Source organism: Paenibacillus sp. FSL H8-0122, from assembly GCF_038005345.1.
Taxonomy (GTDB): Bacteria; Bacillota; Bacilli; order Paenibacillales; family Paenibacillaceae; genus Paenibacillus_AQ.
This window is the reverse complement of sequence record NZ_JBBOTB010000001.1, coordinates 63,164-75,575: the sequence shown is the minus strand read 5'-3', so window position 1 is coordinate 75,575 and position 12,412 is coordinate 63,164. Positions and strand designations below refer to the sequence as shown.

Below are 12,412 nucleotides of genomic sequence, written 5' to 3'. Positions count from 1 at the left end.
ACTTACTAAAGTTGAGAAACATTAAAAAGTATAGTAGAATGATGACATGAAGAAAGGGGCGGATGAACATGGCCGATGAGAAGAAGATTATGGAAATAGGAATAAGCACGTTTTTGGAGACTACACCTGACCCGGTGACGGGGCAGACGATCAGCCATGCAGAACGGCTGCGGGAAGCTGTCGAGGAGATTGTGCTCGCTGACCAAGTGGGCCTGGACGTATATGGAATAGGCGAGCATCACCGTAAGGATTATGCAGGGAGTGCCCCGGCTGTAGTCCTCGCCGCAGCGGCAGCGACAACCAAGCGGATCAGACTGACCAGTGCGGTCAGCGTCTTGTCTTCAGATGACCCGGTGCGGGTCTATCAGGCGTTCGCTACGCTGGACGGCCTCTCGAACGGCCGGGCAGAGATTATGGCCGGACGCGGTTCCTTCACTGAGTCCTTCCCGCTGTTCGGTTACAGTCTGGAGGATTACGATGAATTGTTCGAGGAGAATCTGGAGCTGCTGCTGGCGATCCGTGCCTCCGAGAAGGTCACCTGGCGCGGCGGACATCGTCCGGCGATTCACAATCTGCCGGTCTATCCCCGTGCCGTTCAGGACCCGCTTCCGGTCTGGATCGCCAGCGGCGGTAATCCTGAATCTGCCGTGCGGGCCGGAACATTGGGTCTGCCAATTGCCTTCGCCATTATCGGCGGAATGCCAGAACGGTTCGCTCCGCTGGTGAACTTGTACAAGGAAGCCGCAGCACGCGCCGGACATAATCCGGATAAACTGCAGATCGCCACACACTCCCACGGCTTCGTAGGTGAAACTAACGACCAGGCTGCGGCCTTATTCTACCCGTCCACCCAGGCACAGATGAATGTCATCGGCCGCGAACGGGGCTGGGGCGGAACCTACAACCGCGCAGCCTTCGACGATGCCCGCAGCTTACGCGGAGCACTCTATGTCGGTGACGCAGAGTATGTCGCCGAGAAGATCATTCTGCTGCGCAAGAATCTCGGCGTGTCCCGGTTCTTCCTGCATGTGAATGTCGGCTACATGCCGCACCGCGAGGTCCTGCGTGCCATCGAGCTGCTAGGCACCAAGGTTGCCCCTATTGTGCATAAGGAATTGGCCCGGATCGAGGGGAAATAACTGCACGCAAGCACAGCAAAGCATACCGAAAACACCTCAAGGCCCATTCGGCGCCGGAGGTGTTTTTTTGTGACGTCATCTGAAGCTTCTTATCTTATCTTCGTATCGTCCGGCGTTCCTTCTCAGCCAGCTAAGATTGCACCAACGCTTGAATCACAGGATACGAAACCAGATTCCGGTCTCTGTACGCCGCTGTGATTACATCCTTATGAGAGCTTAGAATCCCATTTTGCAGCAGCACCGCCTTGATTCCCCTTTCGGCAGCCCCGTTATAGGTGAACAGAACGCAATGCTCGGCGGCATAGCCGGAGAGAATCAGCAGATCGATACCTTGCTCCCGCACAAGCTTTTCCAGATCCGTCTTCCAAAAGGCATTCGAGTATTCCTTCTTCACATTGAAATCCGTCTCCTGAATCTCAATTCCGGGGATGATCGCGAATTCCGCTTCCTCAGAGGGCTGCATCCCTTCAATATCCTGAATATGAATCACGGCATGGCCCTTGGCCCGCAGCATCCCGGAGACATAATTGATATACTCGCAGGCGCGGTCAATCTCCTTCTGCTCTACCCCGCTGACATGGACCTCTTGCAGATCAATAATTAACAATCCGATTTTCACTCCTGCTTCCCCCTATCCGCTTATCCTTCAACATTACCCGATGACGGCTGTTCATTCAACCAACCGCATACAAAAAACTGCAGTAGAATGATCCACCGGAATGGACCTTCTCTGCAGTATGGTTTGTCTTCACAGCTATCCTGATCCGGTTATTCTTTGACTCCGCCCAATGCTACACCTGCGATAATATAACGGGACAGCAGGAAGTAGACTATGAACAGCGGCAATGCGGTCAGCGCCAGCCCCATATAGATAGAGCCGAATTCCGTCTTGTAGATGTCCCCGCGCAATAAGCTAACCATGATAGGCATCGTATATTTCTCCTTCTGAGTAAGGAGAATTAACGGCATGAACAAGTTGTTCCAGTTGGCTACAAAAGCAAAAATGGCTTGTGTCGCAATGGCCGGCATCATCAGCGGCATAATAATCCGGTTGAAGGTTTTGAATTCACCAGATCCGTCAACACGAGCAGCTTCCACGATCTCAATGGATAGTGTAGCGAGCAGGTATTGACGCATGAAGAACACCACCGCAGGCGCTGCAATGGCCGGCAAGATCAGCGGAAGGAAGTTGTTGGTCCAGTGCAGCTTATACATGAATTGATAGAAGCCGATCGCACTGGCTTGGGAAGGAATCATCATCACGCACATAATGAAGGTGAAGAACGCGCCCCGCAGCTTCCAGCTATAGGTTACCAGTCCGTAAGCAGCCAGTGAGGAGAAGTAGACGGTACAGAGCGTTGCACCGCTGGCAATAATGAAGGAGTTCATGAAGCCTTGCAGTGGATCAAAGCTCTTGTCGAGCAGCACCTTCAGATTGCCCATCATGTGGCTCGAAGGGAGCAAGGAGAGTCCGCTCTGAATCTCCGGTGTAGAGCGTGTAGCGTTCACGAACATAATCCAGAACGGCAAAATGCTGAGTACTGCCAAAGCAATGCAAACCACGTAGATAATCGTCTTGTTTACAGTTTGGGTGACTTTACTGCTTTCCCGATTCTTCTCCATGGATTACACCTCCCTAGCCGCTGCCTGGGCAGCATTTCTGTGTGTTTGTTTTTGGATCTTCTTCAACTTGGCTGCGTCCCGGTCACGCATCACGTAGAACAGGAGGCCGGACAGTAGAGCAGAAATCAGGAACATAATCATACTTGCGGCTGCAGCACGGTTATACATGTAGCTGCCCTTGAACGCCTGCCCGTAGATGAACATGGACGTAGTAAGCGTAGAGTCATCCGGTCCGCCCGCCAGGAATAATTGCGGAATATCGAACATGGTCAGACCGCCGACCATCGAGGTAATCAGGGTGAACAGCAGGATGGTACGCAGACTCGGCAGGGTGATCCGGAAGAAGGTCTGGAACCCGTTCGCGCCGTCAATCGCCGCCGACTCGAACAGCGCCGGGTTAATCCCCATTACGCCTGCAATCAGGACGATCATCGTGTTCCCGTACCACATCCAGAACTGGATGAAGGCGATTATGCCGCGGGCTGTCGTCTTATCCTGCAGGAAGAAGATTGGAGAATCACTCCAGCCCAGCATCTGAAACAGGCTGTTGACCGGACCCATAGGATAGGCGAACAAGGTACTGAACAGCACGGCAATCGTACTTGCAGTGATGATATTCGGCATATAGAGCAGAACCTTGAACAAGCCTTGTCCTTTGACGTTCAGACGCTTGTTCGTGAACCAGGCGGTCAGCAAGAGCGCAAGGGCCATCTGCGGAATAAAGTTGGTAATCCACAGGAGGAAGGTATTGATCAGGGACTTGCGGAATGAAACATTATCGAACAGGAGATCCTTGAAGTTCTGGAACGGGTTATCAAGGATATGTATAGGCTTCGGAATGAGCCCCTTCATATCCGTGAACCCGATGACTGCTGTATACAGAATCGGGTACAGCGAAAAAATCAGAAAGGCAAGTACAAATGGAAAAGTAAAGATATAGCCGAATTTCGCATAGCTGACATCCTTGCGGCGCATGCTCTCACCTCATTAGTTGATTATAGGGGCGGGGATAATCCCCCGCCCCCTTCGAATTCCTCTTATTCGCTTTCAATACCCAACTGGTCTTTGACTTGCGACTTGAAGGTTTCGATTGCTTTTTCCTTGGTCTTATTGCCTGCAGTGTACTCACGTACCTGTTCGCGCCAGGCTTTGTTAATCGTTTCGTCGAATTGGGTCAGGTTCTTACCTGAAGCATTCGCGTTGGCCGGAACGAAGACGTCGAACATGTTCTGTCCGCCGAGCAATGGAACTTCACCATTGGACTTGGACATCACCACAGAAGAAGCTACGCTATCCTTCGTGCCTTGTTCGCCTGCTTTCATCGTACCGTTAGCCCAGTAATACTGGAGGCCCGTCTCGGAACTGTCGAGTGTAACCCATTTAACGAAGTCTGCAACGGCTTGCTTCTTCGCGTCATCCTTGGTTACTTCGGCATTAGCCAAGAGCCAAGTACCGCCCCAGAAGAAGCCTGTGGTCGGTTCAGTTACAGCCCAGTCGCCGTTGGTATCCTTCACCTGACCGTTCATCACGTAGTTGATGAGCCAAGCCGGACCGAAGAATCCGAAGATCGGTTGAGCGCCTGCACCGGACATATCGGCATACCATGCTTCTGTCCAGTCTGTTGTATCGTTATGATAGCCGTTGTCTTTCAGCTTCTTGGAGAGATCCATGAATTCTTCACGCTTCGGATCGATGTGCAGCTTGCCGTCCACGATCCAGCCCTTGTCTGAGCTATTCTCAATCGGGTGCCAGATATCGCCGTCGCCGGATACGATACCATAGCCTTTAGCCTTCAGCTTCTTCGCTGCATCGAAGAATTTATCCCAGCCGGGCCCAACCTCTGTTTTGATCTTAGCCGGATCATCGGTTCCGAAGACATCCTTGGCAATGGAGCGGCGATAGATGAAGGCACCGCCTGTAGCCTGGTAACCGAGGCCTTTCAGATGACCGTCAAGGCTGCTGCCGATATCTACAGAATACTGGGCGATGCCAGCATCTTTTACCATTTGATCATCAAGTCCGAGGTCTGCATAATTTGCAGCATAGGTGGATGCATCGCCTTGCGTGTATTTAAGTACAAACGCGGATTCCGCTGCGTAAATATCCGGGGCATCCTTCCCGCCGCCTGCCAGCGCCTGGTCAAGTGCAGGCTGATAAGCACCGTCTGTAGTTGCAATTACCGTAGTTTTGAATTCCACATTCGCATCAGGATGCGCTTCCATATACTTCTTGGTCATGTTCGGAATTTCGTCGGTGAAGCTCCACAGATTGATCGTTACCTTCTCACCGCTACCCGCTTCCGGAGCTTTGGTAGCCTCTGCAGCATTCGATGCGGCCGGAGCCGTTGTCGCGGCTCCGCCGGATGAGCTGGAATCCGAATTCCCGCCGCCGCATCCTGCCAGAGCAGATGACATCACGAGTACTGTTGAGAGCCCCGTTAAAACACGCTTCATACTTTTCATACTTTGCCTCCCCTTTTATATTCATCCTCGGTTTTTTGTAACCGCCTTCATATTATAGTGCTTGTCCCTCTCCGGCATAAGGAACCCCTCATTGGGAAAAATACCACTATTTATGGGTTTTGCTCTAAAAAGTACAAAAAAGACGCCAGGGCTATATGCCGAAGCGCCTTAACACGCAGGAGAAGAATCAATCGTGATGAATCTCTCTACTCGTAATGATTCTTGCCAGAAGCAAGCCGTCACTGAAATAGTATGCCTCATTCCTGGCAATGATAGATGGGTATAAGTTGACCGCGAGGGTCCATCCATTCAGAATAATGAAAATCAGCGGAAGGAAATAGTTGTCTTCGTTTCCGATTCAAGCAGAACCCTGCCTTTACGAAATATTTTTCACCTTAACGAATAATTATCTGAATTCATTCTATCTAACTATGGCCTATTGGGGTATAAGTAATTAGCCGCCCGAGCTGAGAATAATGAAACTTGTCGTGCTATATAACGTAAATTGGGACCATAGAGACAAAGAAACACGGGAGAGGAGCTTGTACCTGATGGAGTATTACCGCCGCAATAGTTCAGACACCCTGGAAGAAGTCAACAGTTCCGCAAGCGGGCTTACGTCTGCTGAAGTAGAGGACCGGCTGGCCAAAGAAGGCTACAATGAGTTGAAGGGCAAAGCAAAGGACCCGCTATGGAAGCTGTTTCTGGAGAATTTCAAAGATCCTATGGTCATTGTGCTGCTCATCGCGGCAACCGTTCAGATCGTAATGGGACATATTATGGAATCCGTCATCATCTTCGTGGTGCTGATTCTGAATGCTGTAATCAGTGTGGTTCAGACCCGGAAGGCGGAGAGCTCACTGGACGCCCTGCGCCAAATGTCCGCACCCGAAGCCAAGGTCATGCGGGACGGGGCCTTACTGTCGATTCCGGCAAGAGAGCTGGTCCGGGGCGATATCGTCTTCCTGGAGGCTGGCGATTATGTGCCTGCGGATGGACGAATTATTGAATCCGGGAGTCTGCGGATTGATGAGGGCATGCTGACCGGCGAATCCGAAGCCGTAGAGAAGCACACTGACCCGATCCCGCAGGAGGTTCCGCTGGGCGACCGGCGCAATATGGCCTTCAGCGGCTCACTGGTCGTCTATGGCCGGGGAACGCTGGTCATTACAGGAACGGCACTCGGCACCGAGCTCGGAAAGATTGCCGGGCTGATCGAGAGTGCCGAAGCCAAGCAGACGCCCTTGCAGCGCAAGCTGGAGAGCTTCGGCAAAAAGCTGGGGATCGCCGTCCTGTTGCTGTCTGTGCTGATCTTCTCCATTCAGGCCGCACGCGTCTGGCTCTCGAATGATACGGTGGATACCACCGAGGCTATTCTGAATGCCCTGATGTTCGCTGTAGCAGTAGCCGTTGCCGCTATTCCCGAGGCATTGTCTTCTATCGTAACCATTGTACTCTCCGTGGGCACGAACAAGATGGCCCGGCAGCATGCTATTATCCGTAAGCTGCCTGCTGTAGAGGCACTGGGATCAACGAGCGTCATCTGTACGGACAAGACCGGGACGCTGACCCAGAATAAAATGACGGTTGTGGATTATTTCCTCCCCGGAGGGCCAGAGGAGCAGTTCAAGCTGAAGGCCGATGACTGGTCGGAGGAAGCCCGCAAGCTGCTGCATATTGCCGTGCTCTGTAACGATTCCAATATTAATGAAGAAGGCAAGGAGCTGGGCGACCCGACCGAGGTAGCGCTGATTGCCTTCAGTAACAGCAAGGACAGGGATTACCGGGAGATCCGCGATAACTTCCCGCGCGAGGCAGAGCTGCCGTTCGACTCTGAACGTAAGCTGATGACTACGCTGCATACGTTCGAGGGACAGAAGGCCCTGCTTACCAAAGGCGGCCCGGATGTCCTGTTCAGCAGATGCTCCCATGTCCTGCTGGAGGGCCAGGAGGTTCCGCTGACGGCAGAAGTCCTGGAACGCTTCACCGATGCCAACGAACAGTTCTCAAGCAGGGCTCTGCGGGTTCTGGCTTATGCATATAAGAACGTGCCGGACACGGTCACAGAGGTGGATCTTGAGGATGAGCAGGACCTGGTGCTGGTCGGCCTGTCGGCGATGATTGACCCGCCGCGCGAGGCTGTATATGGCTCCATTGCCGAATCTAACAAAGCCGGTATCCGCACCATTATGATTACCGGGGATCACAAGACTACAGCCCAGGCGATCGGCCGCGACATCGGACTGATGGCGGAGCATGAGATCGCCGTCACCGGCCAGGAGCTGGATGCCATGTCCGATGAAGAGCTGGACAGCAGGCTGGAGCAGATCGGCGTGTATGCGCGTGTCTCCCCGGAGAATAAGATCCGGATCGTCCGGGCCTGGCAGCGTAAGGGCAAAATCACCGCCATGACCGGTGACGGCGTCAATGATGCTCCGGCACTGAAGCAGGCTGATATCGGGGTTGCTATGGGCAGCGGAACCGATGTTGCCAAGGATTCGGCGGCTATGATCCTAACCGATGATAACTTCGTATCGATTGTCAATGCAGTGGCTGTTGGCCGGACAGTGTTCGATAACATTAAGAAGGCAATCGCCTATCTGTTCGCCGGCAATCTGGGTGCGATTATCGCCATCCTGTTCGCCCTGATCTTCGACTGGATCAATCCGTTCACGGCCATTCAGCTGTTGTTCATTAACCTGGCGAACGACTCCCTCCCGGCGATTGCCCTGGGCATGGAAAAGGCCGAGCCGGATGTAATGAGCCGCAAGCCGCGGGACATCAGCGAGGGCATTTTCGCAGGCGGGATGATGCAGGCAGTGATCACCCGTGGTCTGCTGATCGGGATTGCCGTAATTATCTCCCAGTATATCGGGCTGCAGCATTCGGATGAAATGGGGATTGCGATGGCCTTCACCACACTGATTCTGGCGCGCACCCTGCAGACCTTCACTGCCCGCTCCAACAGCCAGACCTCTGTGGAAGCCGGCTTCTTCAGCAACAAATATGTAATCGGCGCGGTCTTGATCTGCTTCGCCTTCTATGGCATTGCGGTCCTGCCGGGTGTCAGAGAGATCTTCTCGATCCCTGCCACCTTCGGGATGAACCACTGGCTGACCGCCACCGGACTCGCCCTAGGCGCTGTTATTGTGATGGAGCTGGCGAAGCTGGTCCGCCGTATGCTGCCTGTGAAGCAGGCTGCTTAAGCCAGGCTAAGTTAACGAACCTTAATAACAGCAAGAAGCCTGCACTCCCAATTATGGGGGTGCAGGCTTTTTATACTCAATCACTTCTTCAAATGATAAGGCACTGTAGTGACAATCACATCGATGCGGAACAGCAGACGGGCGCGTATCAGCAGGCTCGATTGATTATGAAGGATATTATGCCAGCCTTTCTTCGGAATGAACTGTGGAATAATGACCGTTACCCTATGGTTCAACTCTGCAGCCTTCCAATTCACTTTATCAATAAACTTGGTCAATGGCTGTACGATGCTTCTATAAGGAGTATATAAGGTTACTAACCTTACGTCAGGCTGCCACTTTCGCCACTTCTCCTCGAACACCGCTTCATCTTCCCGCTCGAAGGGCACGTAGACGGCTATTATCTGCTGCGGAGACAGCGACTTGGCATATTCCAGGGAGTTCATCACGACATGAGTGATTCCGGCGACCGGCACGATAATCACATTGCCTTCAATCTTGATCGTTTCCTCACAGGTCGAAATTCTAAGCTGGTCCGCAATGGCCTCATAATGCTTATGAATCCGGTGGAACACCAGGAGCAGAATCGGCAGAAAGACAAATACCGGCCATACCTGAGTAAACTTGGTCATGAAGAACATCATCGTCACAACGAAGCTGATTAGAGCGCCAACCGTGTTGATGATGAACTTTTGCACCCAGCCCGCAGGCTTTTCCCGTAGCCATTTCACCATCATTCCGCTCTGCGACAACGTAAAGGGAATGAATACACCTACGGCATATAAAGGAATCAGCTGCTCCGTTTTCCCCTCAAAGACATATATCAGAATCATGGACAAAACACCCAATATAATAATACCGTTAGAGTAACCCAGCCGGTCCCCCCGCATGGTGAACATTCGCGGAATGAATTTATCCTTGGCAAGGTTCACAGCCAGCAATGGAAAGGCGGAATAGCCCGTATTAGCAGCCAGGATCAGGATTAATGCAGTCGTTCCCTGGATAAAATAGTACATCGCATTCCGGCCAAAGGTTTGCTCGGCAATTTGCGAGACAACCGTAACGTCAGCGCGGGGAGCGATCCCGTAATAATAGGCTAACACCACAATGCCTGAGAACATCACAGCCAGTAACACTCCCATGGCGATTAAGGTTTTGGAGGCGTTGGACGCTTCCGGGCTTTTGAAATTCGGTATGGCATTGGAGATCGCTTCTACACCCGTTAACGCTGAGCTCCCTGAAGAAAATGCGCGCAATAACAGAAATAGGCTGATTCCCGCTACAGGAGTACCCAGTGAGGTATGCAGTTCTGCCGGAACGTTGCCTGTCAAGATGTTGTACAGACCTGTACCAATCAGGATGAATAAGGCCAGGACGAATAAATAGACCGGATAAGCGAGGACGGAGGCAGATTCTGTGACCCCTCTTAAGTTCAAAATCGTGATCAGCAGCACAAACCCAATGGCAATCACCACTTTATGCTCATGCATGCTTGGAAAAGCCGAGGTGATGGCATCCGTACCCGCCGATATACTTACAGCCACCGTTAAAATATAGTCAACCAGCAGCGAACCGCCGGCTATTAACCCCGGATACTTACCCAGGTTCTCCTTGGACACCACATAGGCGCCCCCGCCGTGGGAATAAGCAAAAATAATCTGCCGGTAGGACAGAATGAGCGCGGTCAGCAGGATCAACACACCCAGCGCAATCGGGATCGAATACCAGAAGGCGGCTGCCCCAATCGTAACCAGAACAATCAGAATCTGCTCCGGCCCGTAGGCCACGGATGACAGCGCATCTGAAGACAGGATAGCCAGCGCTTTCTTTTTATTTAACTTTTGCTCTCCCAGTTCACTGGACTTTAAGGGCCTGCCAATTAAAAATCGTTTTAAAAATGAAATCACTCGGTTTCACCACTCGCTTGTTATTTGTAGGAATCTTGGTTGTACCCCATCTGCCCCTATTCTCGAACACAACAAAAAGACCACAGAAGACTATTCTGTGACCTTCAACATATCATGTCCGGCATTAATATAGCGTTAAGGATTACGCAAAGACATTAAGATTGCATTAAGATTATCCTTAGGCCGGAGCATTGCCTGACCCCATGCATTCACTAACCAGTTCCTCAATTTCACTTACGAAGTCATGAAGAGTGGATTTCCGGTGACAGAAGTTGAATTCTTCCCGATGTTCCTCGATATAAGCTCTGGACAGTTCCGGTGTGAAGATCGCTTCACTGAATCCTCTTCCCAGCGCTTCGCAATCGATGCCGGGATACGCAATCTCGAGCTGGGCGATCTCCGTGAGGCTTCTCTGCATCTTGTCCTCTAATAGTAGTAGAACGGATTCTCCCGAATAGATCTGGTGGACCCATAGCGTCCGCAAGGCCTTCAGAGCAATTATTTTTCCTTCAGTTAACCGGATTAGCTCCTCCTGAATTTGAACGATCTGGTCCTTGTCCCAGTAATCGATGATCATCTCGAAGATCCAGTACATCCATTCCTCATCTTGACTATGATTCCTGAACACATCTTGGATATAGGGGATTAACGGATCACCGATCTCTCTCAACAAAGGAGCAATCCGGCCAGCCCCTGGCCAATTCATATCCTGAATCCACTCCAGCAGTCCGGGCAAAATAGGCTTTACACTGGGATAGCCCAGCTTAACAATAACCTCCGCTGCTCCGTCCCAATACTCTTTGCCCAGCGGCTGCAACAACAGACGAAGCTCCTCATCCTGGATGTCCTGAAGCTTATGAATAGCCTCCGCTTGTTCTGCTTCAGATGTGTCCCAGTCCAGCTTTTGAATAAGTGCATGAATGTCTTCCACGTGTTCCCCCTACTTTGCAATAGTCTATTCCTTCGGTTCTTCCCGCCACTCTCCATCCTTATAGATGAAGCGGCTGGGCTTCCCTTCCTTGTCCTGTGCAACAATCTCAACCGCAGGCCCTTCGCTGATCTCCTCCAGCACTTCAAATGAAGCCTCATCCCCGGCAGGGAGCTTCCGGTATACTTGCTCCAGCCCGTCTTTTCCCGTCTTGCTGCGGACAACGTCACTCTTAACGGCAAAGATCATATTCAAGTCTAAACGGACCTCTCCGCCCAAGACAGGCAACACCCCAAGCACCCTTCGCTGAGAGTCGATGACATCAAACCCCATTTTCCAAAAATCGCTCAGCTTGTGCACCTGATTATCTCCCAGCGGAGACACCTGTATGGCAGCCTGTGGAGTGAGCGTGAATTTACGTGGAAGCCCTTGCTCCAGCTGCACTAGCATAGCAAGCTTAAGGCCGAGATAGATCACAATAAACCCAGCACACCCCATACTAAGCACCCGTCTCCTGCCCAAAGACACCGGAAGCACGAAACTCATAACCCCCACAAACATAGGCACCCACACTGTTGGATCACCAAGATAGATCAAAGGAAGGGTATAAGCTTCGCTGGACAGCGGATAGATCAAATGAACCCCATGCCCCAAATAGTCCACCAGAATATGCCCCAGCACACTCCCCGCCAGACACAGATATAACTGGATATACGAATATTTCTTCAATAGCAGCTTGAATATGAACACGATTGGAACCATATCCAGTCCCATAACTACAATGGAATGCGACCAAGGAGATACATACCTGTTCCCCAACAGATCCGGCACAATTCCCAGGAACGAGGTCAGTCCGAGCAGAACCACTTTTTCCTTAAAAGAAATCGCCTTGCGCATAAGCACAATCGATACAATAAAACTGCCCGTAAGCAGATGTGTAGCAATATGCATAGCCAATATCATAGACACCTTTAATCCCCCCGCTTTGGTTGTTAAGCTTCGTCCATCCCTGAATCGTCAGACGTTCCCCTCAATATTCAGAGCCTCGACAAGTTATTAACAAATGGAGCGGGGAAAAGGTTCATTTGCTTAATTCACTCTTATAGATAATGAAAGTACTGCTGCAACCAATGCAACCGGGAATCCA

9 protein-coding genes are annotated in these 12,412 nt (G+C 51.6%); 2 read left to right on the top strand and 7 right to left on the bottom strand.

What is annotated here, in order from left to right:
- The first annotated feature begins 68 nt into the window (after nucleotides 1-68).
- Nucleotides 69-1,139, top strand: coding sequence for an LLM class flavin-dependent oxidoreductase (locus tag NSS64_RS00445; RefSeq protein WP_340937864.1), 1,071 nt, complete (start codon nucleotides 69-71; stop codon nucleotides 1,137-1,139).
- Nucleotides 1,140-1,269: 130 nt separating this feature from the next.
- Here NSS64_RS00445 and NSS64_RS00440 read toward each other — a convergent pair whose 3' ends face one another.
- The 4 genes from NSS64_RS00440 to NSS64_RS00425 form a co-directional block, all read right to left on the bottom strand.
- Entirely contained in the window at nucleotides 1,270-1,758 is a 489-nt protein-coding gene (locus NSS64_RS00440; RefSeq protein WP_341138861.1) for a cysteine hydrolase family protein, read from the bottom strand.
- A gap of 149 nt (nucleotides 1,759-1,907) precedes the next feature.
- Nucleotides 1,908-2,762, bottom strand: a complete 855-nt coding sequence (locus tag NSS64_RS00435) for a carbohydrate ABC transporter permease (protein WP_340937860.1) — start codon at nucleotides 2,760-2,762, stop codon at nucleotides 1,908-1,910.
- Nucleotides 2,763-2,765: 3 nt separating this feature from the next.
- A complete protein-coding gene (locus NSS64_RS00430; protein WP_340937858.1) occupies nucleotides 2,766-3,737 on the bottom strand; it encodes a carbohydrate ABC transporter permease in 972 nt (323 codons plus the stop codon).
- Nucleotides 3,738-3,799: 62 nt separating this feature from the next.
- Complete coding sequence (locus NSS64_RS00425) at nucleotides 3,800-5,224, bottom strand: ABC transporter substrate-binding protein (RefSeq protein ID WP_341138860.1); 1,425 nt, start codon at nucleotides 5,222-5,224, stop codon at nucleotides 3,800-3,802.
- Nucleotides 5,225-5,775: 551 nt separating this feature from the next.
- Here NSS64_RS00425 and NSS64_RS00420 point away from each other — a divergent pair.
- A complete protein-coding gene (locus NSS64_RS00420) occupies nucleotides 5,776-8,430 on the top strand; it encodes a cation-translocating P-type ATPase (RefSeq protein ID WP_341138859.1) in 2,655 nt (884 codons plus the stop codon).
- A gap of 80 nt (nucleotides 8,431-8,510) precedes the next feature.
- On the opposite strand, the gene NSS64_RS00415 is transcribed toward NSS64_RS00420, so the two are convergent.
- The 3 genes from NSS64_RS00415 to NSS64_RS00405 form a co-directional block, all read right to left on the bottom strand.
- On the bottom strand, nucleotides 8,511-10,337 hold the full coding sequence (locus tag NSS64_RS00415; protein ID WP_341138858.1) for an APC family permease: 1,827 nt from the start codon (nucleotides 10,335-10,337) through the stop codon (nucleotides 8,511-8,513).
- Nucleotides 10,338-10,515: 178 nt separating this feature from the next.
- Complete coding sequence (locus tag NSS64_RS00410; RefSeq protein WP_341138857.1) at nucleotides 10,516-11,268, bottom strand: DUF5071 domain-containing protein; 753 nt, start codon at nucleotides 11,266-11,268, stop codon at nucleotides 10,516-10,518.
- 24 nt (nucleotides 11,269-11,292) lie between these two features.
- Nucleotides 11,293-12,234 carry a hypothetical protein gene (locus NSS64_RS00405; protein WP_341138856.1) on the bottom strand — a complete coding sequence of 314 codons (942 nt, stop codon included), beginning with the start codon at nucleotides 12,232-12,234 and terminating at the stop codon, nucleotides 11,293-11,295.
- Nucleotides 12,235-12,412 lie beyond the last annotated feature (178 nt).